Source organism: Nocardia sp. NPDC006630, from assembly GCF_040611495.1.
Taxonomy (GTDB): domain Bacteria; phylum Actinomycetota; class Actinomycetes; order Mycobacteriales; family Mycobacteriaceae; genus Nocardia.
The window spans coordinates 184,057-204,516 of record NZ_JBEXOK010000007.1 but is presented as its reverse complement, the minus strand read 5'-3'; the positions used below and the strand labels follow the sequence as shown (position 1 = coordinate 204,516).

Below are 20,460 nucleotides of genomic sequence, written 5' to 3'. Positions count from 1 at the left end.
CATACGACGCCCCACCCAGTGTGCTCTCACCAGGTGCTTTTCGCCGGGCATCGGCAGGACTCGGCCCTCGGAGCACCGGCGAACGACCTGCGCCCCAGACCTGACCGGAACTCGGAAAGGACTGGGGCGCAGGGAAATACGTCAGCGAGGAGTACTGCCGATCAGGAGATCGGAAGTATCACCGCAACCGCGCCTCGATAGCCTCGATGATGCGGGGGCGCAATTCGGCGGCGCGGACGATGGCGTCGACCGAACCGACCTCGACAGCGCGCGGAATATTGTGCACGCGGTCGAATTCCGATGCCACATCACCGAGCTTCTCGGTGCGGACCGAGGAGCGGACATCGTCGCGTTCCGCGATGAGCGCCGCCCGATCGGTGCCGGAGGCGTTCGCGGCGCGCTCCTCCAGGTCCCGCACCCGCGCATCCGCGGCCGTGCGGGCATTGACCTCGTTCGAGAACACCACTGCCGCGGCGGGAGCCCCGCCGAGCACCGACGCGAACGAACCCTCGATCGCCAGCACCGTCATATTCGGGTTCAGCGCCTTCGAGAACACGACGAACGCGCCGCCGTGGTACCGGGAGATCACGCAGAACACAATGGGGCCCTGGAAGTTCACGATCGCACGGCCGATCTCGGCGCCGTATTCGAGCTGCAACTTCCGCATGGACTCCGGCGAACCGTCGAAGCCGGACAGGTTCGCCAGCACCACCAGCGGCCGATTGCCACTCGCGGCATTGATCGCCCGCGCGGCCTTCTTCGACGACCTCGGGAACAGCGTGCCGGCCGTATAGGTGTCCGGGCCGTCGGTCGACGGGAAGCCGCGGCGCGGCACCCCGCGCGACTCGATACCCAGCAGGCACACCGGGATTCCGCCCAGGTGCGCATCCTGCACCACGGACGTCTCGGCATCGGCCATGCCCGCCCAGCGCTCCAGCACCGGATGGTCCTGATCGGACACCGCCCGCATCACCGTCCGAATATCGAACGGCTTCTTGCGATCCGGATTCGCGGCAGCGGAGAAGATCTGACCGACGGTGGTGAAATCGCTGTCCGCCGCCACATGCGGGTAGTCGGAGACATCGCGGTCGATGGGATCGCTGGTCTGCGCCCGCCGCGGCGACTGCTCCCCCGGCGCGACATAGGTGTGGTCGTAGTGCGCCATCAGCACATCCCGCGCGGCGTGCAGGTCCGGCGCCCAGTACTGCGCCTGGCCGTTGGGTCCCATCACCCGGTCGTAACCGCCGATACCGAAATTGTCCTCGGCCGATACGCCGCCGGAGAAGTCCAGCGCCTGCTTACCGGTGAGCACCATCGCCGAATCCGGTGTCATGACCAGAATGCCCTTGGTGTGCATGAGCATCGTGGCTTCGGCGTTCCAGTACGGCTGCGCACCGACATTGATGCCCGCGACGACAATATTGATCTCGCCGCCGTCCTGGGTGAACTCGACGATCCGCTTGAGCGCCGCGGCCACCCAGTCCATATTCTCGGTGCCCGACTCCATCGAGATCCGGGCGCCGGAGGACAGTGCGAACCACTCCAGCGGCACCTGCATCCGCTCGGCCAGATCCAGCGCGCCGATCACCCGGCGGCATTCCGGCTCCGACAGTGCGCCAAGCGATTTGGTCGGATCACCGAGCAGCACCACGCGGGTGACGCCCTCCGGGTACAGCGTGGTCGGCGTGCTGACCACACCCGCCACGATCGCGGCCTTGTTCCGGCCCTTGGGCCGGTCCACGGGCACCAGCGCATGGTTCGCGTCGAGGTCGTACTCGGCGAAATCGCCCAGCATGCCGGTCAATTCGTACGGGTACACGGTATTGCGGCTGCTGGCCCGCAGCACCTTCTGCCGGTACTCGTCCAGCGGCTCCACCGGATCATCGGAGCGCTCACCGATAATGACCTCGGTGCCGCCGGTGGCGCCGAAGACCACGCGCACCGCGACCTTCTTCAGCTCATCGGTCTTCGGATCCCGATGCCGCGCAATGATCAGGATCTCCTCCAACCCCGCGCCCGCGGTGGTCGGCTGCACGCGGGCGGCGATCGTCTCCAGCTCGGCGCGGGTGATATCGACCGGCGGCCAGATGTACATCACAATGCGGTTGGTGTGCAGGCGCTTTGCCGACGGCCGCAGGGTCTGCGCCCGGCGGATCGAGTCCAGGCAGGTGGCGATGGTGATCTCGGCGGTCGGCAGCGCGAGCAACCGGCCGTCGTGTTCACGCAGTGACGCCAGGTCACGGACCTGCGCGAAGGCGACAAGTCGCTCATCGGACGGGTTTTCCTTTGCCACACAGCGGAAGAGGTACACCTCCTCGTCATCCGAGGACGGCAGCCGCGTGAGGTCGAACTTGTGCAGCCGCTTCATCTGCATCCGCTGCGCGATGTACGGGTGCAGACCGCGGATCAGCCGCTCCTCGGCCAGACCGGTGGCGGACGGGCGGAAGGTGAAGTGGTGGTGCATGACCGCACCGCCGCTGCCCGCCACCGTGGCGGTGATCCGATGCACCTGGTGCGGCAGCGGTTGCGCATTGAGCGCTTCCTGCAGCGCCGCCGCCATGGCGTCGAAATCCTCGGGCTGCTTCTCCCAGCTGAGGTAGATATCGGCCTCGATAGAGGCAGCGCCACTGGCCAATTCGCTCAGACCGCGCAGCACGGTGTCGAGCGCGTCGAAACTCACCGCGGCCGAGACCAGGGTCAGGCCCCGGCGTTCGGCGATGACGAAGGTGCAGTCGTCCGCCTCATGGGTGCGAACGTCGACCAGACCCTTGTTGCCGTAGTACCGGCGGGTCAGCACCTCGAGCATGGCCGTGTTGTCGGCATGCCCGCGCACCAGTCGCTGGCCCAGCAGTCGCACCAGCGGCTCGGTGCTGCGCACCATGTCCGAGATGTGCTCGGCGCGATCGGGGGTATCCGGATGCGTATCGAGGTGGCGCAGGTACTTGCGAACATTGGTGTAGACGCGAGCACGGTTGCGCCGCAACAGCGGCTGGCCGTACCAGGCGTACACCACGCCGCGGGTGAGGTCCGCGATCGCGGGGAAACGCACCTGCGTCGCCGCGACCAGGCGCTCCAGCGCCAGACCCGCCGGCTCACGCAGCGCACGGTCCGGCACCGACTCGCGCAGCCACTCCCGCAGCAGCGTGGTGATGACCGTGATGGTGTCGGCCGGACGCTGCTGCGCCAGGAAGATGCGGAAGACCGCGCCTTCGAGATCGGGAGTCCGATCCAGATCGGTGACGCCGTAGTGCCCGAGCGCCTTGGCGAGCTTGGCCCGGTAGGTCTCCGGCAACCCGGCCCGCTCGACATCGAGGCTCTGCAGGTAGGTGTGGAAATGCTCCTTGGCACTGTGGACGTGGCTGTGACCGCCGTCCTCGTCCCAGGACCGGTTGTGCGTCAGCTCGGCGAGATCGGCGAAGACCTCGACGAGTTCGAGCTCCTCGGCCAGCGGCCGGCGGTTGTCCAGGATGGCTTCCCGGCGTGCGACCAGGTAGTCCTCGACCACCCGGCGCTCATCGTGCGGGTCGACATCGAAGCCGAGCAGCATGCCGCGCAGATCCTGCTGACCGCGGGCCAGCCGCTCGTGCGGCAGCACCGCGGTGAATTCGGCGGGCAGATCCAGTTCGCCGACCGTGACCGCCGCGGCCTCCGCGTCGTCATCGGCGAGCGGCTCCAGCCGCATCAGCGGTGCGCCCGTCTCCACCTGGGAGCCGACGGAAACAGCGCATTCCTTCAATCGAGCCCGGAACGGCGCGCGCAGCACCGTTTCCATCTTCATGCTCTCCAGCACCAGAATCGGCGCGCCCGCCTCGACCTCGGCGCCGATCTCCAGCGGCGTGGCGACCACCAGCGCGGGAGCGGGTGAGCGCACCACACCGCCCTCGTTACGACTGATGCGATGGGTGACACCGTCGACATCGACCACGTGGATCGGGCCGTGCGTACCGGTGGTCAATCGGTACCGGGTGCCATTGACGACAATCTGCCCGGTGTGGTGATCGAAACGCTCGAGATCGACATCGGCGGTGCGAATATCGCTGCCCGACTCCACCGCGATACGGAACCGGTGCGCACCGATGCGCGCGACGCGCACCCGGTAGCCGGCACCGCGCAGTTTGAGATCGCGCGGGCGGCCGCTCTCGTGCTGCACCTGCGGGCGTCCGCCGGAAGCCGTGGACAGCAAGCGGTTTCGCTCGACCCGCTCTTCCTCTTCATAGGCATCGATCGCGGCGGCGGCCAGGGCGACGGTGGAGTTGAGGTGCGAGACCAGACGGCCCTCACCGCGCACGCGGTCGATCCAGCCGGTGTCGGCGCTGCCGTCGATCACCTCGGGCTGGATCAGCAGGTCGAGCACGAAGCTCTTGTTCGTGGCGCCGCCCTCGATGACCACGCGGGTCTGCGCCACGGCCCGGCGCAACCGGCCCAGCGCCTCATCGCGATTACGACCGTAGGCAATGATCTTGGCGATCATCGAGTCGAAGTCGGCGGGAATCGTATCGCCCTCGCTGACACCGGTATCCACGCGAATTCCGGGTCCGGCAGGCAGGTCCAGTCGCGCGATGCGGCCCGGGGCGGGCGCGAAATCGCGATCGGGATCCTCGGCATTGAGCCGCGCCTCGATGGCGTGGCCGCGTTCGGCCGGGGGCTCGCCCTCGAGCCGGCCGCCGGAGGCCACCAGCAGCTGCGCCCGCACCAGGTCGAAACCGGTGGTGGACTCGGTGATCGGATGTTCCACCTGCAGGCGGGTGTTCACCTCGAGGAATGCGAAAAGCCGCTCACCCGGGTGGTAGAGGAATTCGACGGTCGCCGCGCCGCAGTACCCGACCGCCACCGCGAGCCGCTCGGCCGAGGCCTTGAGCTCGGCCGCCTGCTCGGGGCTCAGCACCGGTGAGGCCGATTCCTCGATGACCTTCTGATTGCGGCGCTGCACCGAGCAGTCGCGCACGCCCAGCGCCCACGCGGTGCCGTGACTGTCCGCGATGACCTGGACCTCGACGTGCCGGGCGCCCGTGACCAGGCGCTCGAGGAAGACCACACCACTGCCGAAGGCGCGCGCGGCTTCCTGGCGAGTGCGTTCATAGGCATCGACAAGTTCGGCGTCGTTCGACACCATGCGGATGCCGCGCCCGCCGCCGCCGGCGGTGGCCTTGAGCATGAGCGGATATCCGATATCGGCCGCGGCCGCCAGGGCGTCGTCGGCGGTCTCGACCGCCCCGCGGCTCCACGGCGCGACCGGCACACCGACTTCCTCGGCGATCAGCTTCGCGCCGATCTTGTCGCCGAGCTTGCGCATGGCTTCCGGGCTGGGTCCGATGAAGGTGACGCCGATCTGCTCGCACAGCTCCGCGAATGCCGGGTCCTCTGCGACGAAACCCCAACCGACCCAGGCGGAATCGGCTCCGGTCGCGAGCAGGGCACGCTCGAGCACCTTCAGATCGAGATAGGGGCGGGCGGAGGCCGGACCCAGGTCGTAGGCGATGTCAGCCTCGCGCACGAATGTCGCATTGCGGTCGACATCGGTGTGCAGAGCGACGGTTTCGATCGGTATTCCGGTCTCCGCGGCCAGATCTCGGGCGGCATGGATGAGGCGCATAGCGGCCTCTCCCCGGTTCACGATGGCGATGCGGCTGAACAACTCGCCGACTCCTTTCCACAGCACTGGCCCGGTAGGGCAAGGGTGATTACTCCCGGTTCCGCTCAGTGTGCACTCCACTTCGAGCAGATGCACAGCGTCACGGGGTTACCCGTCCGTATTGCGGGAATCGGCCCCACATGCGGGTAGAACCCGCCGCGATATCGGAGATCGACAGCGATGTCGGTGCCCGCTGCCAGACTCGGGCATATGCGATGGGCGGTGACGAAAACTGACGAGGGGGGCGCGCGGCTGTGCCCACTGGGTCCGGACGGTCGCCCGGCCGGGCCGGTGCGCCACGAGCCCTCGCTCGCCGAAGCGGTGCGCTCGCGTCCGGAGGTCGAGCGGTGGGTCTGGCGCTCGACCTCCGAGATATATCGGCACCTGCTTGCCGCGGGTGTGCGAGTCGAGCGCTGCTATGACGTGGAGGCTGCCGAATCGCTGCTGATCGGTCATGAGCAGGGGCAGTCGGGGCAGGCCCGGTCCTTGGCGGCGTCCTGGGCGCGACTGCACAATCTGCCGGTTCCGCCGGATGCGCCCGCGCGGGCCGCCGAGACCCAGCCGTCCCTGTTCGAATCGGGCCCGGTGCCGCTACCGCCCGGTACGGACGAGTTCACCGCGCTGCTGGAGGTTTACGCGGCGCAGGTGGCGCGCACGGCCGCGACCGAATATCCCGAGCGCATGCGGATGCTGCTCGCCGCCGAATCGGCGGGCATGCTGGTGGCCGCGGAAATGTACCTGGCCGGGATTCCCTGGCATGCGGACGTACACCGGGAGCTACTCGAAAGCCTGCTGGGGGAACGCATTTCGGGCGGCACCGAACCGCGCCGGATGGCGGAGCTGGCCGAGGAGGTGTCGCGGGCCTTCGGGGATGGCGTGCGGGTGCGGCCCGACCTGCCGCAGGACATCATCCGGGCCTTCGGCCGCGCCGGAATCCTGTTGTCCTCCACGCGGAAATGGGAGCTGCAGGAGGTGGATCACCCTGCGGTGGCGCCGCTGCTGGCCTACAAATCGCTCTACCGCCTGTACACCGCGCACGGCTGGTCCTGGCTCGAGCAGTGGGTGCACGATGGCCGCTTTCGTCCCGAATATGTGCCCGGCGGCACGGTGACCGGGCGCTGGACCACCAATGGCGGTGGCGCCCTGCAGATTCCGAAGGTGATCCGGCAGGCCATCCGGGCGGATCCGGGCTGGCGCCTGGTGGTCGCCGACGCCGATCAGATGGAACCCCGGGTGCTGGCGGCGATCTCGCGCGATCCGGGGCTGATGGAGGTGGCCGGTCGCGGTGAGGATCTGTACGCGGATCTGGCGGCCCGCGCCTTCGGCGGCGACCGCGCACAGGCCAAAATCGCCATGCTGGGCGCCATGTACGGCCAGACCTCCGGCGATGCCCTCACCCATATGGCCGAACTCCGCCGCCGCTATCCGGCCGCGGTGGCCTATGTCGACGATGCGGCCAGTGCCGGTGAGGAGGGCCGCCTGGTGCGCACCTGGTTCGGCCGCACCTGTACGCCGGTGGCCGCGGCCTCCGATCAGGTGGACCATTCGCAGGAGAGTTCCGGGCGGTACGGCAGTACTCCCAGTGCGCGTGCCCGTGGCCGCTTCACCCGAAATTTCGTGGTGCAGGGCAGCGCCGCCGATTGGACGCTGCTGGTGCTGGCGGGTCTGCGGCATGCGATCACCCGCGCGGGGCTGCGTGCCGAATTGGTGTTCTTTCAGCACGATGAGGTCATCGTGCACTGCCCGGCCGAGGAGGCCGAAGCGGTCGCCGCGGCCATCGCCACCGCGGCCGATGATGCGGGACGAATTGCCTTCGGGCCCACGCCGGTTCGGTTCCCCTTCACGACGGCGGTGGTGGAATGCTACGGGGACGCGAAGTAGCCTCGGCAGCTGAACTGCAGGTCGATCTGCCCGTGGGGTTCGGCGTACGCGTCGTGGAGCATGTTCTCGGTGGGAGCGAGGTACGCCTCGCCCGGGTGCACGGTGATCTTCGTGACGGGGTAGTCCGGGAACACCTCCATAAAGCGTTTTCCCAGGGCGAATCGGGGGTCACCCGCGCCCGCGAGCAGGTCGTATTCCCGTAGCGCCTGTTCCATGACCTGAAGCGGGGCATTGACGCACAGCAGAGAGCGGTCGCGGCTGCCCAGGTTGACGGAGATGCGATTCGCTGCTGCCGCACGGGATTTCAGCGGATTGCCGTACCAGCTGTCGACATGCAGTCCGACCCTGAGGCCGTGACTGCCCGTGGTCATCGTCAGGTTTCCGGCGGGGGTCCTGCCGTACAGAAGCGGGTTCTCGATACCCGGGCGGGCCGGATCGGTCAGGGTGGTGGCCCAGCGGATCGACTCGACCAGCGCCATGCGACCGGCCGGGCCGTCGAGCAGGGAGACAAGAGCCGATTCGGCGCCGACCGCCGCCGCCGCACGCAGCTCGGCACACGCCTCGAGCACCGCGGCGGGTACCGGCAGAACGGCAATCCAATCACCGGGCGGCGCACCGGAATCAGGTGTGCCGTACAAGATTCCGCGTTCGTGACAGGTGGGTGCACGCCACGGCGCGCGAGGTACGAACGAGCCGTCGGCATAGGTGCCGGGAAGCGGGGCTTCGGCCGCGGACAGGAAGCCGGAGCTCAGTTCGACCCGGTCCGCGGATTGCGTTCCGGACGGGGGCAGAAGTTTCACACCGTTGCGGAGTCCGACGTGGGCGATGCCGGTGTGCTGACGCAAGGTCATAGCGTGTCCTGGACATACGAGAGGAGCGGAATAGGTTGTGCGCCAGCCGAAGTCAGGCGGGTGTGTACTGCTGCCGCCACTGCTCCACGGTGTCGGGCACCCGGTCGCGCAGCTGTTCGGCGATATAGGCGATGACCGGGCGGCCGGTGCACAGCAGGGTGCCGTGGCCGTCCTCATCGCGTTCGTGGGGTTCGGTTTCGGCCACCAGCGATCCGCCGCAGGCGTCGAAGAACGGGCAGGACAGGCAGTTTCGGGCGACCCGGCGCTCGGCCTCCACCGCGCAACGTTCGAAAGCGCTGCCGGCCAGCATGTCCGCGAACGGTTCGGTGAAGATATTGCCGAGCGACCATGCGGGATCGCCGTACGGTTCGCCGTAGGTGAAGCAGGAACCGTCGGTATTGACCAGTACCAAGGGGAGCCACTCACGCCGGTCGTAGTACTCCGCGCCCTTGACCCCGGCGAGGTAGCGGGCAGCGATCTGGACGTAATTGTCCAGGGGTGCGGGCGGGCGCTGCATGGTTTCGCTGGCCAGCCACAGTTCGATCAATTGCGCCAGCGCGGACAGCTCCTGTTCCGCGCTCACTTCGAACGGAGTGGTCTGGCCGGGCTCGCCGGTGTCGAACAGTGGTAGCACCCGGAAGTTGACCCGGCGTTCCTCGAAGAATCGGAACACCTGCTCCACGGCATGGATGTTCTGCGCGGTCAGCACCGAGATGCACCCCACCCGCGCATGTGCCGCCAGCAGTCGGTCCAGATTCTCTGCCACCAGCTGCTGTGAATCGCGACCGGCCAGGTTCACGCGCAGGCCCCCGATCACGTCGAGCGAGACGCCGACGGAATCGAAGCCGTCCATGAGCAATTGCCGGCGTTCGTCATCGAGGATCATCAGATTGGTCTGCACACTGTTCGAGGTCGGGAGCTGCGCACCGAATATCTCGTGCTGGTCGGCCAGTGTCTGCCGGTAGAACTCGGTGGGCTGCAGCAGCGGTTCGCCACCGTGCCAGATGAAGTCGAGCTTGGTGCGCAATCCGTCCCGCTCGTCGATCATCGAGAAGTATTCGCGCAGATTGCGATACATGGCGGTCACCTGCGCCCGGGACATCGCCGCACGGTTTCCCAGTTCCGGGTATTCGTAGCAGTACCTGCACCGCAGATTGCAGAACTTGGAGACCTTCACCACGATCTGGATGTTTCGGTTGAACGAATTCACTTGGGCTCACTCATTTCTCACGCATCGACGAACCTGGCCCACACCCGCCGCCAGGTCTGCGCAAACCTGGCGGCGGGCGCGCGCTCTAGGGCTGGGACAACTCCATGAAGGGGTCACCGGGCGCCTGGTTGAACGGGAGGTCCTGGCCGAACGGACTCCCCTGGCGGAACGGGCCCTCATGGAACTGATGGAACTGGTGGAACGGATTCGGCTCCGCCGTATCGTGTTGCACGCCATGGGAAGCGGCGGTGAGGTCCGCCGTGACGCCCTGGGCGAGCAGCGTGGACAGGTGCTCCTTCGCCGCGGCTCCGACGACGTAACTCTGTGGCGCCGGGGCCACTGCCGCACCGGCCGGGCCGGCAATGGTCATGGCCACGGCCGGTACCGCCGCCATGGACGCGGCGATCGCGGCGAGCCGCGCTATCGCTGCCGATCGGCTGCTGCTTGGAGGTGACATTCGGATTTCCTTCCAGTAGGGCCCCGCCGATCCCGGTAGCCCCGAGTGCCTACTGGACTCGGCGGGACAGTGATAGATATGTGCGGGGGTTACGGTCCATCCACGGGAAGGGAAGTGCGCCATGCACGACGACGATGTGCGGGCCGCGCTGCAGCGCCACTGGGCAGCCTCGGACGCCGACGACTTCACGACCGAACACCAGATCTACCGGGACGACGCGGTTCTCGACTATCCGCAATCGGGCGAGCGCATCCGCGGCCGGGACAATATCCGGGCATCGCGCACCGCCCAGCCGAACAAGAAGCGCTTCACCGTGCGCCGCATCCTCGGCGGCGGAGAGCTGTGGGTCTGCGAGCTGGTCATCGAATACGACGGACAGCCGTCCTACGTCGTCAGCATCATGGAGTTCGAAGGCGAGGAGGTAGTGCGCGAAGCGCAGTACTTCGGCGACGCCTTCGCTCCGGGTCCCTCTCGCGCCCAGTGGGTCGAAGCGATCCCGCACGACGGAGAAAGCCACGAGGACAACAGGATCGAACGCAGCGCCTGAACGCATCCCGTCGCGCCGGACGGCGACCGCGGGTGCACGAGCGGGCGCCGCCTCGTTCAGACAGTCGAGCCGATGCGACTTCTGACGCCCTTGTGCACAATTCGGCCCGTTCGACCGAGCCGGGGTTCCACCACGAATTCGCGGTTGAGCACCCGGCGCAGTAACGCGCGGGTGTGGTGATCGGGATCGAGTTCGAATTGTTCGCGCAGGCGCTTCGCGCAGAGTTCGTACCACCATTCCGCCTGTTGCAACTCGCCGCGCCGAGCGTGGATCACCATCATTCGGCGGAAGGCCGCCTCATTGGCGGAATCGATGGCCAGGGTGCGGCGGCAGGCGTCGGCCGCATCGCCGAGTTCGCCTGCCTCCAGCGCATATTCGGCCAGGGCCGCCCAGGTGCTCAAGGCCGTGGAGCGCAGCCAATGGCGCTGCTCGGTCACCCACCCGTCGCGCTCGCCGCTGAAGAAGTCGCCCGAATACAGCGCGGCGGCCCGTCGATACAGCTGCACCGCCTCCGCCCGGCGGCCGCGCGCGGCCGCATCGCGGGCGGCCGCGGCATACCGCTCGAACTCGTGACAGTCGATGATCACCTCATCGCCCACATCCATGATGTAGCCGAAATCCCGGTACTCCACCCGCAGATGGTCCCGGTCCGCACCGAGATGGGTGTCGAGCACCTTGCGCAGCGTATGCATCGCCACCTTCAACGAGGTGCTGGACCGATCGGCGCCCGGCCACAACAACTCTCGCAGCCGATCTTTGCCGACAACAATATTCTTGTTGACGAGCAATACCCCGAACAGTGAGCGCGCCTTGTTCGAACGCCATCGCATCCATTCATCGGCGGCATTCGAAAAGGCGAACTCGCCGAGCATTGTGACGCATATCGTGTTCTCGCGCATATCGCACTGCAATGCCGCACTGTCGTCAGATGCCATTATCGAAACTCCTCGCATCCAGGCGTTCATCATTCAGCCGGCACTCCGGGCAATCTGTTGTGTCACAACATATCTCACACTCGTCCGCGCTGGCGGTTATGTTCGCACGCTCAACAACACTGCGCAAGTTGGCATTTCGCATTCTTGCGATCCGCATACAGCGCTGTAAACAATCCACCGCGCCTGTAATGTTTCCGTCGCGCCGCTACCTGGCTGATTCGGCGAAAAGTCATGTTCCGCTCATGTTTTGCCACTGCTGCGAAGCGTGCGACGAACGCCCCCGCGGTCTGAGATCATGAGCGGGTGACCGAGACGGGACGGTTGCGACGCGCACCCGCGCAGTCGCGCAGCAGGGAACGAGTCGAGCGCATCCTGGATGCGGCCAGAGAGCTCGTGTGCGACAGCGGCATCGAGGCCGTGACGACCCGCACGATCGCCGAACGCGCCGCTGTTCCGGTCGCCACGCTGTACCAGTTCTTCGCCAATCGCGAAGCGGTGTTCCAGCAGATGCTCGAACGCGATATAGAACGGATCGACCGGCGCATCGCCGAGGACGTCCAGGCGCTGCGGGCGTCCAGCATCGCCGATGCGATCGCCGTCTTCGCGACGGTGCACCGCACCCATTTCCTCCAGCATCTCGAGTTCGTCGCCCTCTACTTCGCCACCGGGGACCGCGAGCTGGTCCGCACCCACCAGCGGCGCTGCGCGGTGTCGTTCGGCCAGCTGCTGATCACCTCGGGCCTGGTCCCCGCCCATACCGATCACCGCGTCTTCGCCGTGGCGATCGCCATCGCCGAAGGCACCATCGAGCAGGCCTACCGCAGTGCACCCCGCAACGAATGGGTCGTCGGCCAGGGCCGCATGGTCCTGCAGCTCTATCTCGAAGCCCACTGCGGCTGAGGTCGTTCGAGTCGTAAGGTCGATCGGTGACCACCGACACGATCATCTCGCTGTCCGCTGGAGACGCCGGACTGACCATCGATCCCGAGAACGGCTGCCGATTGACGAGCCTGCGGCTCTGGGACACCGAATTACTCCGGCAGGGGGCCAAGTTCGGCGTATTCCCCATGGTGCCCTGGTGCGGCCGAATCGAATTGGGGCGGTTCCGCAGTGGCGGTGAGCAATATCAGATGCCCATCAACAGTGCGCCGCACGCCATTCACGGCACCGGTCGCGATACCGCGTGGAATATCGTCCGCGGCGATGGGCGCTCCGCCGCATTCACTTACGATCTTGTCGAGCCGTGGCCGTTCCCGGGGCGCGTCACCCAGTCGGTCGAGCTGGACGAGAACTCGCTGACGCTCACCATGACCGTCGAAGCCACCGGGGACTCGTTCCCGGCGCAGGCCGGCTGGCACCCCTGGTTTCTGCGAAACCTGGCCCGCGGCAAGGATGTCGAGCTCACCTTCGAACCCGAGTGGCAGGAGGAGCGCGGTGCCGACCATCTGCCTACCGGTAGGCGCATCCCGCCGCTGCCGGGTCCGTGGGATGACTGCTTCGGCATGCCGGACGGCGTGGACGTCACCCTCACCTGGCCCGGCGCGGTGGAACTGCGCATCACCAGCCGGACCGAATGGGTCGTGATCTATGACGAGCAGGCCGAGGCGGTCTGTGTGGAGGCGCAGTCCGGTCCGCCGAACGGACTCAACACCGTGCCGCGGCTGGTCACGCCCGCCGATCCCCTGGAGATCTCCGCGACCTGGACCTGGCGGTCCCTGGCCTAGTCGCCGGGTTCGCTCAGCCGCTGATTGATCCGGCCGAGACCATCGGCGATCGCGGTGAGTTGCGCCGGCGTCAGCACATCGATGAACAGCTCCCGAACAGCCGCGACATGGCCCGGCGCGGCTTGTTCGAGCTTCTCCCGGCCCGCATCGGTGAGCACGGCGTAGACCGCGCGCATATCGGTCGGACAGGACCGCCGGCGCACCAGACCGGCCTTCTCCAACTGGTCGATCTGATACGAGAGTTTGCTCTTCGAATTGAACATGGCCGTGGCGAGCTCACTCATGCGCAGCTCGTTTCCGGGCGCGTCCGCGAGCCGGACGAGGATCTCGTACTGCGGGTGCGAGAGCCCGGCATCGTGCTCGAGCTGCTGATCGAGCCGCCGATTCAACAGGGTCGCGGTGGTGACAAAAGCCAGCCAGGCCCGGCGCTCCTCCCCGTCCAGCCACCGCGAATGACCCATAGCCCCAGGTTACAGCGATTGTTCGAAGTGGAATAAGCAGATGATCACCGAGGTTCAAATTTGAACAGAACAGGTCCTCGGAGCACCGGAGCAGTTATGGACACCACCACCGCAGTGGGTGCGAGTATTCGCACCCGAGTGACGATCCCGCTGACCTTCGGAGACGGGTACTCGACCGTCGCGGAGGCCGTCACCTTCGACGGACTCGCCGACGGCAAGGAACACCTCGCCCTGTTGCTCGGCGACCAGCGCTCGGCGCGGACGCCGCTGGTACGCCTGCATTCGGAATGCCTGACCGGTGACGTCTTCGGCTCGGCGCGCTGCGATTGCGGACCCCAGCTGCGGGAGGCGGCCGAACGCATTACCGATGCAGGCGGCGTCCTGCTCTACCTGCGTCAGGAGGGTCGCGATATCGGCCTGTACAACAAGCTCGACGCCTACGCGCTGCAGGATCTGGGCATGGACACCTACGCGGCCAATACCGCGCTCGGGCTGCCCGAGGACGCACGGGACTACACCGCAGCCGCGCAGATGCTCGACGCGCTGGGCATTGCGGAAGTGGATCTGCTGACCAATAATCCGGATAAGTCACGCCAGCTCGGTGCGCTCGGAGTGGGTGTGCGCACCCTCGTACCGACGGCCGTCCACGCCACCTCGAGCAACCTGCACTACCTGCGCGCCAAGATCGAGCACACCGGCCACACCATCAGCCTGAGCTGAGCGACCGTCAGCCCGAGCTGAGCGCGGTGTCCCCGACCCCGAGCCCGCTGCCGAGTCCGGTACGGGCGAACTGCGCGAGCGGCAACTGGATTCCGAGGCGATCACCGAGTTCGAGGGCCAGACTCAGATCCTTCTCCCCGAGGTCGCGGACGTGGCCCAGGATGGAGTACCAGAAGTCGGCCGGATCGATCGGTGCGGTGGTATCGCGCAACATGATCGCACCCGGGCCGCCGGTAATGGCGTCGGAATGGCGCACCACTTTGCCGAGTGCGGCGATATCGAGCCCGGCCGCCTCCGCCAGGCGCTGCGCCTCTGCGGCGGCGGTGAAGGAGACGAAGTGCAAGAGGTTGCGCGCCAGCTTCATTCGAGTGCCGGCGCCGACCCCGCCCGCATGCACGATCAGATCGGAGAAACAGCCGAACGGCGCTCGAATGCGTTCCACCGCAGCGTCACTGCCGCCGACCATGACCGCGAGCGCGCCTCGCGCGGCACCGGGTGCGCCGCCGCTCACGGGCGCATCGACGAATTCGACCTCGTGCTCGGCGCATACCGCCGCGAGCTGCTCGGCCGTCTCATCGCTGATCGTCGAGTGCACGGCGACAACGGTTCCCGGCCGGGCCGTACGCAGAATGCCCGCCGGGCCGGTGAGCACTTCACGCACCTGTTCGTCATTGACGACCGTCACGCAGATCACCGTGGACTCGGCCGCCAAGGCCGCGGGATCGACTGCTGCCCGCGCGCCCGCCTCGGTGAACGGGAGCGTCGCGGCGGCATTCACATCGCATACCGTGAGCCCGCCCGGCCAGTCCAGCAGCCGCTTCGCCATGGGCGCGCCCATATTGCCCAGGCCGATGAATCCGACCGGGACACTGGAGGATTCGAGTGTCATCGGATGATCTGCCCGCCGTCGACATTGAGAATATGGCCGGTGACCCAGCTCGCGTCGTCGGAGAGCAGGTAGAGGCAGGCGCCCACCAGATCCTGCGGCGTACCCATGCGCTTGATCGGCAGCCGGGAGACCATATCCTTCACAATGCTGCCCGGTGTGACGTTCAGGGTGGCCTCGGTGTCGATGGGCCCCGGCGCGATCGCGTTCACCCGAATCTTGGAACCGCCGAGCTCGACCGCGAGTTGCTGTGTCAGACCATTGATTCCGACCTTGGCCAGGCCGTAGAAGCCGGAGTACACCCACGCCGCCGTGGAGGACTGATTGACGATGGAACCGCCGCCGCCCGCGGCCATCTGCTGCCACACCGCGCGTGTCACGTTCAGTGCGCCATCGAGATTCACGCCCATGAACTTCTTGTAGTAGTCCCACGGCACGGTGAGCAGCAGATCCAGTTTCATCTCGCCGTAGATGGCGGCATTGTTGACCAGGTGGTCGATGCCGCCGAACTGCGCGACGGTGAATTCCGCCAGCGCGGCGGCGGATTCGGGATCCGCGACGTCGACCCGGCAGAAGGCGGCGGTGCCGCCGTCTGCGGTGATCTGCTTCGCGACTTCCTCACCGCGTTCGATATTCAGGTCGGCGACAACAACTTTCGCGCCTTCCGCGGCAAGTGCGCGGGCATAGACCTCACCGATGCCCTGGGCGGCTCCGGTGACAATGGCGGATCGGTCGGTGAAACGGGCCATGGAAGAATCAGCTCCTAAATTTGCTGCGGTATAAAGTTTTTCGTCGGTGCGGTCAGGCCGGAGTGGCGACCAGCTTGGTTTCCAGATATTCCTCGAAGCCGGCCACGCCCATTTCGCGGCCGAAACCGGACTGCTTGTAACCGCCGAACGGCGCATCGGCGGCGTACCAGAGACCGCCGTTCACGCTCAGCGTCCCGGTGCGCACCCCGGCGACCACGGCATCGATCCGATCGGGGTCACTCCCCCAGACCGAACCCGAAAGGCCGTAGGGCGATTCATTGGCCAGGCGGATCGCGTCGGCGTCACCGTCGTGCGGAATGATCACCAGCACCGGGCCGAAGATCTCCTCCTGGGCGACGGTCGCGGTATTGGGGACATCGGCAATGAGCGTCGGCTCGATGAAGAACCCGCGCTCCCGCGCGGCGGGCCGGCCGCCGCCGGCCACAATGCGGCCGCCCTCGGCCCGCGCGATATCGAGATAGCGTTCCACACGGTCCCGCTGGCGTGCGGAAATCAATGGGCCGCACACGGTTCCGGATTTCTCCGGATCTCCCGCGCGAATTCCGCCCAGGGTCTTCGCGGTCGCGGCCACGGCCTCGTCGTAGGCGGCACGCGGCACCAGCAGCCGGGTGGTCAATGCGCAGCCCTGTCCGGCGTGCACGGTGACCGAGAATGCGGTGTAGCTGCACGCGGTCGCGATATCGGCGTCGTCGAGCACAATGGCGGCCGACTTGCCGCCGAGTTCGAGGAAGGTGCGCTTGAGCGTGGCGGCGGCCCCGGCCATCACCGCCCGGCCCGTCCGCGTGGATCCGGTGAAGGTGATCATGTCCACCCGCGGATCGGCGACCAGCTGCGCGCCGAGTTCGTGATCGTCGGAGGTGACGATATTGACCACGCCCGCCGGGATATCGGTGTGCTCGGTAATGAGCTGTCCGAGCACGGCCGCACACCACGGGGTGTCCGGAGCGGGCTTGAGCACCACCGTATTTCCCGCCGCCAGCGCCGGGCCGAGCTTGGCCAGATTGATCTGATGCGGGAAGTTCCACGGGGTGATCGCACCGACAACACCGACCGCCTCGCGCCGAATCCGGCGGCGGCTGGTGATCCCCATGGTCACCCCGAGCCCGAGATCGGTGTCCCAGTCATAGTTTTCGGCCAGATCGGCGGCGAAGCCGAGATCGGCGATCGGCCCCTCCAATTGCGGCCCGCTGGTGAGCATGCGGGGCGCACCGACTTCGGCAATGGTGATCTCGCGCAGTTCGTCGAGGTGATCACGCATGGCCTCGCGCAATTGGCGCAGGCAGTGCGCGCGGAAGGCGTGATCGCGGGACCAGTCGGTGGTGTCGAAGGCGGTGCGGGCCGCACCGATCGCGGCGTCCATATCCGCGGCCGACGCATTCGCGGCGTGGCCGAGCACCTCCTCGGTGGCGGGATTGATCGTCGCGAAGACGCCGGCTCCGCCGGAGACCAGTTTGCCGCCGATCAGCAGGGGTGTGCCGCCGGCGGGAACAAGGCCGTTCATAAGTGGCTCCGATACGTGTCTGGACAGGTGCTCGGAATATAGTTCGAAGGTCCGGCCCGGCACAAGGACTCACCGCCGGTGCGCAGGTCCGGGCCTTCGTCAATCTCATAATGCCGCAATCGGATACATGGTCAGGTCCGATTCGAGCCTTGTCGCGAGACTGCAATCGTAGTACCGTCCGGACACGTGTCCGGCACGTGTCCGGGCAGCTATTCCGGGAAGGACTTCCAATGACACTGGTCAAGCCGCGACGGGTCTCGGGAGGCGAAGTCGAGCACGGCCACCTCGAGGAGTTCCGCACCGATCCGATCGCCCTCATGCACCGGGTGCGCGCCGAATGCGGCGATGTCGGAGCCTTCGAGCTGGCGGGGCGCGATGTGATCATGCTGTCCGGTGCGCAGGCCAATGAGTTCTTCTTCCGCTCCGGCGACGAGGACCTCGACCAGAGCGCGGCCTACCCGTTCATGAAGCCGATCTTCGGTGAGGGCGTGGTATTCGACGCCAGCCCGGAACGCCGCCGCGAAATGCTGCACAACCAGGCGCTGCGCGCGGATTTCATGCGCGGGCACGCCGCCACCATCGCGCACGAGGTGGACCGGATGGCCGCCGGTCTGGACGACGAGGGCGAGATCGATCTGCTCGACTTCTTCGCCGAGCTGACCATCTACACCTCCTCGGCCTGTCTGATCGGCGTGAAGTTCCGCAATCAGCTCGACGGGCGGTTCGCGCATCTCTACCACGAACTCGAGCAGGGCACCGATGCCCTCGCCTACGTGGACCCGTACGCGCCGATCGACAGCTTCCGGCGGCGCGACGAGGCCCGCGTGCAGCTGGTGGAACTGGTGCAGGACATCATGATTCAGCGCGAAGCCGCGCCGGCCGCCAAGGACGACCGCGATATGCTCGACATCCTGATCTCGGTCAAGGACGAGAACGGCGGACCGCGCTTCTCGGCGAGCGAGATCACCGGCATGTTCATCTCCATGATGTTCGCCGGGCACCACACCACCTCCGGCACGGCGGCGTGGACGGTCATCGAACTGCTGCGGCATCCGGAGCTGCTGCGGACGGTCGTCGCCGAGCTGGACGAGCTCTTCGCGGACGGCTCCGACGTCAGTCACAATGCGCTGCGCCAGATTCCGAATCTGGAGGCGACGCTGAAGGAGACGCTGCGGCTGCATCCGCCGCTCATCATTCTCATGCGGGTGGCGCGCGATGAGTTCGAGGTGTGCGGAAACCGCATTGCCCCGGGCGATCTGGTGGCCGCCACCCCGGCCATCTCCAATCGGATTCCGGAGGACTTCCCGAATCCCGACGCGTTCGATCCGGAGCGCTATCTGGATCCGCGGCAGGAGGACATCCTCAATCGCTGGACCTGGATTCCCTTCGGCGCCGGACGGCATCGCTGTGTCGGGGCCGCGTTCGCGCTCATGCAGCTGAAGGCGATCTTCTCGATTCTGCTGCGGGACTGGGAATTCGAGATGGTCCAGCCGTCCGATACCTACCGCAACGATCATTCGAAGATGGTGGTGCAGCTGCAGCAGCCGTGCCGCGTCCGCTACCGCCGCCGCCAGCGGTGACTCCGGACCACAACGGCGTGACTTCCGAGGAGACAGCTGTGCCATCGATGCCCGCCGGATTCGACTTCACCGATCCGGCGCTGTGGGAAACCCGCAATCCCGTAACGGAATTCGCCGAATTGCGGCGCACCGCCCCGGTGTGGTGGAACGCGCAATCCGACGAGACCTCGGGCGGGTTCCGCGACGGCGGCTACTGGGTGGTGAGCAAGCTCGAGGACATCAAGGAGATCTCCCGTAAGCCGGAGCTGTTCTCCTCGCAGCAGAAGGGCTCCATCATCCGGCTGCCCGGTGAGGTCACCCCCGAGCAGATCGAACTCACCGGTGCGCTGCTGGTGAATATGGATCCGCCCAAGCACACCAAGACGCGCCGCATCATCTCGAAGGGCTTCAGCCCCCGCGCGATCGAGGGCCTGCGCGCGGCGCTGACGGAGCGCGCGGCGGCCGTGGTGCAGGCCGCCAAGCGGGAGGGCAGCGGCGATTTTGTCGAACAGGTGGCCTGTGAGCTGCCGCTGCAGGCGATCGCGGAATTGATCGGCGTCCCGCAGGCCGATCGCCGCAAGCTCTTCGACTGGTCCAATCAGATGCTCAACTATGACGACCCGGAATTCGGTGAAACGACGACCACCGACTCCTCGACCACCGCCTCGGTCGAAATCCTCGGCTACGCCTGGAATTTGGCGGAGCAGCGGCGCGCCTGCCCGATGGAGGACATCGTCTCGCAGCTGGTGACCGCCGATCTCGACGGTGAATCGCTGGGCTCGGACGAGTTCGGCTTCTTCGTCATTCTGCTCGCCGTCGCCGGTAATGAGACCACTCGTAATGCCATCACCCACGGTATGAAGGCGTTCATCGACAATCCGGAGCAGTGGGAGCGCTACAAGCGGCTGCGGCCACGCACCGCGCCCGATGAGATCGTGCGGTGGGCCACCCCGGTCACCGCCTTCCAGCGGACTGCGACCGCGGATACCGAGCTCGGCGGACAGCTCATCCGCAAGGGCGATCGGGTCGGATTGTTCTACAGCTCGGCCAATTTCGACGAGGAGGCCTTCGACGATCCGTTCACGTTCGATGTGTTCCGCGAATCCAATCCGCATGTCGGGTTCGGCGGTACCGGGACGCACTACTGTGTCGGCGCGAATCTGGCTCGGCTCGAGATCGACCTGATGTTCAATGCGATCGCCGACGTCATGCCCGATCTGAGCCAGGTGTCCGAACCGGAGCGGCTGCGGTCGGGCTGGATCAATGGCATCAAACGCTGGCAGGTCCGGTACCAGTAGGGCGGAACAAAGCGGCCTGGACAATACC

Annotated in this window: 16 protein-coding genes; 7 read left to right on the top strand and 9 right to left on the bottom strand. The window is 66.7% G+C overall.

Annotated features, from left to right (window positions below; translation table 11 throughout):
* Positions 1-178: 178 nt before the first annotated feature.
* The gene (locus ABZX86_RS22210) at positions 179-5,635 is read right to left on the bottom strand and encodes a carboxyl transferase domain-containing protein (RefSeq protein ID WP_355126247.1); all 5,457 of its coding nucleotides are present in this window, start codon (positions 5,633-5,635) and stop codon (positions 179-181) included.
* A 219-nt stretch (positions 5,636-5,854) separates the two neighbouring features.
* Between ABZX86_RS22210 and ABZX86_RS22205 the strand changes: the two genes are divergently transcribed.
* The gene (locus tag ABZX86_RS22205; protein ID WP_355126245.1) at positions 5,855-7,513 is read left to right on the top strand and encodes a bifunctional 3'-5' exonuclease/DNA polymerase; all 1,659 of its coding nucleotides are present in this window, start codon (positions 5,855-5,857) and stop codon (positions 7,511-7,513) included.
* Here the strand turns inward: ABZX86_RS22205 and ABZX86_RS22200 are convergent.
* From ABZX86_RS22200 to ABZX86_RS22190, 3 genes are all read right to left on the bottom strand, one after another.
* Positions 7,495-8,364, bottom strand: a complete 870-nt coding sequence (locus ABZX86_RS22200; RefSeq protein WP_355126243.1) for a hypothetical protein — start codon at positions 8,362-8,364, stop codon at positions 7,495-7,497. The two genes, ABZX86_RS22205 and ABZX86_RS22200, sit on opposite strands and share 19 nt — an antisense overlap.
* 52 nt (positions 8,365-8,416) lie before the next feature.
* Entirely contained in the window at positions 8,417-9,574 is a 1,158-nt protein-coding gene (locus tag ABZX86_RS22195) for a radical SAM protein (RefSeq protein WP_355126241.1), read from the bottom strand.
* Positions 9,575-9,659: 85 nt separating this feature from the next.
* Positions 9,660-10,031: a hypothetical protein gene (locus ABZX86_RS22190; protein WP_355126239.1), complete on the bottom strand. Its 372-nt coding sequence runs from the start codon at positions 10,029-10,031 to the stop codon at positions 9,660-9,662.
* A 121-nt stretch (positions 10,032-10,152) separates the two neighbouring features.
* Here ABZX86_RS22190 and ABZX86_RS22185 point away from each other — a divergent pair, with 121 nt between their 5' ends.
* Positions 10,153-10,578 (top strand): nuclear transport factor 2 family protein, encoded by a 426-nt coding sequence (locus ABZX86_RS22185; protein WP_355126237.1) that lies wholly within the window; start codon positions 10,153-10,155, stop codon positions 10,576-10,578.
* 56 nt (positions 10,579-10,634) lie between these two features.
* Here the strand turns inward: ABZX86_RS22185 and ABZX86_RS22180 are convergent, their stop codons facing one another.
* Positions 10,635-11,513, bottom strand: coding sequence for a BTAD domain-containing putative transcriptional regulator (locus tag ABZX86_RS22180; RefSeq protein WP_355126235.1), 879 nt, complete (start codon positions 11,511-11,513; stop codon positions 10,635-10,637).
* Positions 11,514-11,816: 303 nt separating this feature from the next.
* Between ABZX86_RS22180 and ABZX86_RS22175 the strand changes: the two genes are divergently transcribed.
* Both ABZX86_RS22175 and ABZX86_RS22170 read left to right on the top strand, forming a co-directional pair.
* Positions 11,817-12,413, top strand: coding sequence for a TetR/AcrR family transcriptional regulator (locus tag ABZX86_RS22175; protein ID WP_355126233.1), 597 nt, complete (start codon positions 11,817-11,819; stop codon positions 12,411-12,413).
* A 26-nt stretch (positions 12,414-12,439) separates the two neighbouring features.
* Complete coding sequence (locus tag ABZX86_RS22170; protein ID WP_355126231.1) at positions 12,440-13,237, top strand: aldose 1-epimerase; 798 nt, start codon at positions 12,440-12,442, stop codon at positions 13,235-13,237.
* On the opposite strand, the gene ABZX86_RS22165 is transcribed toward ABZX86_RS22170, so the two are convergent.
* Complete coding sequence (locus tag ABZX86_RS22165; RefSeq protein WP_355126229.1) at positions 13,234-13,698, bottom strand: MarR family transcriptional regulator; 465 nt, start codon at positions 13,696-13,698, stop codon at positions 13,234-13,236. The two genes, ABZX86_RS22170 and ABZX86_RS22165, sit on opposite strands and share 4 nt — an antisense overlap.
* Before the next feature lie 96 nt (positions 13,699-13,794).
* Between ABZX86_RS22165 and ribA the strand changes: the two genes are divergently transcribed.
* Entirely contained in the window at positions 13,795-14,418 is a 624-nt protein-coding gene (gene ribA, locus ABZX86_RS22160; protein ID WP_355126227.1) for a GTP cyclohydrolase II, read from the top strand.
* A 7-nt stretch (positions 14,419-14,425) separates the two neighbouring features.
* On the opposite strand, the gene ABZX86_RS22155 is transcribed toward ribA, so the two are convergent.
* Genes ABZX86_RS22155 through ABZX86_RS22145 form a run of 3 tightly spaced genes read right to left on the bottom strand, consistent with a single transcriptional unit; the run spans position 14,426 to position 17,575 of the window.
* Positions 14,426-15,307 (bottom strand): NAD(P)-dependent oxidoreductase, encoded by an 882-nt coding sequence (locus ABZX86_RS22155; RefSeq protein WP_355126223.1) that lies wholly within the window; start codon positions 15,305-15,307, stop codon positions 14,426-14,428.
* The gene (locus tag ABZX86_RS22150) at positions 15,304-16,053 is read right to left on the bottom strand and encodes an SDR family oxidoreductase (RefSeq protein ID WP_355126221.1); all 750 of its coding nucleotides are present in this window, start codon (positions 16,051-16,053) and stop codon (positions 15,304-15,306) included. The genes ABZX86_RS22155 and ABZX86_RS22150 overlap by 4 nt, the downstream gene beginning before the upstream one ends.
* A gap of 52 nt (positions 16,054-16,105) precedes the next feature.
* Positions 16,106-17,575, bottom strand: coding sequence for an aldehyde dehydrogenase (locus ABZX86_RS22145; protein ID WP_355126219.1), 1,470 nt, complete (start codon positions 17,573-17,575; stop codon positions 16,106-16,108).
* Between the two features lie 230 nt (positions 17,576-17,805).
* On the opposite strand from ABZX86_RS22145, the gene ABZX86_RS22140 reads away from it, so the two are divergent.
* Positions 17,806-19,155 (top strand): cytochrome P450, encoded by a 1,350-nt coding sequence (locus tag ABZX86_RS22140; protein ID WP_355126217.1) that lies wholly within the window; start codon positions 17,806-17,808, stop codon positions 19,153-19,155.
* A 47-nt stretch (positions 19,156-19,202) separates the two neighbouring features.
* Positions 19,203-20,432, top strand: a complete 1,230-nt coding sequence (locus ABZX86_RS22135; RefSeq protein ID WP_355126851.1) for a cytochrome P450 — start codon at positions 19,203-19,205, stop codon at positions 20,430-20,432.
* Positions 20,433-20,460: the final 28 nt, after the last annotated feature.

Excerpts from the sequence above, each read along its gene's own strand:
- ABZX86_RS22200 (WP_355126243.1), bottom strand. The coding sequence starts at position 8,364 with ATGACCTTGCGTCAGCACACCGGCATCGCCCACGTCGGACTCCGCAAC.
- ABZX86_RS22190 (WP_355126239.1), bottom strand. The coding sequence starts at position 10,031 with ATGTCACCTCCAAGCAGCAGCCGATCGGCAGCGATAGCGCGGCTCGCC.
- ABZX86_RS22185 (WP_355126237.1), top strand. The coding sequence starts at position 10,153 with ATGCACGACGACGATGTGCGGGCCGCGCTGCAGCGCCACTGGGCAGCC.
- ABZX86_RS22180 (WP_355126235.1), bottom strand. The coding sequence starts at position 11,513 with ATGGCATCTGACGACAGTGCGGCATTGCAGTGCGATATGCGCGAGAAC.
- ABZX86_RS22165 (WP_355126229.1), bottom strand. The coding sequence starts at position 13,698 with ATGGGTCATTCGCGGTGGCTGGACGGGGAGGAGCGCCGGGCCTGGCTG.
- ribA (WP_355126227.1), top strand. The coding sequence starts at position 13,795 with ATGGACACCACCACCGCAGTGGGTGCGAGTATTCGCACCCGAGTGACG.
- ABZX86_RS22155 (WP_355126223.1), bottom strand. The coding sequence starts at position 15,307 with ATGACACTCGAATCCTCCAGTGTCCCGGTCGGATTCATCGGCCTGGGC.
- ABZX86_RS22150 (WP_355126221.1), bottom strand. The coding sequence starts at position 16,053 with ATGGCCCGTTTCACCGACCGATCCGCCATTGTCACCGGAGCCGCCCAG.
- ABZX86_RS22145 (WP_355126219.1), bottom strand. The coding sequence starts at position 17,575 with ATGAACGGCCTTGTTCCCGCCGGCGGCACACCCCTGCTGATCGGCGGC.
- ABZX86_RS22140 (WP_355126217.1), top strand. The coding sequence starts at position 17,806 with ATGACACTGGTCAAGCCGCGACGGGTCTCGGGAGGCGAAGTCGAGCAC.
- ABZX86_RS22135 (WP_355126851.1), top strand. The coding sequence starts at position 19,203 with ATGCCCGCCGGATTCGACTTCACCGATCCGGCGCTGTGGGAAACCCGC.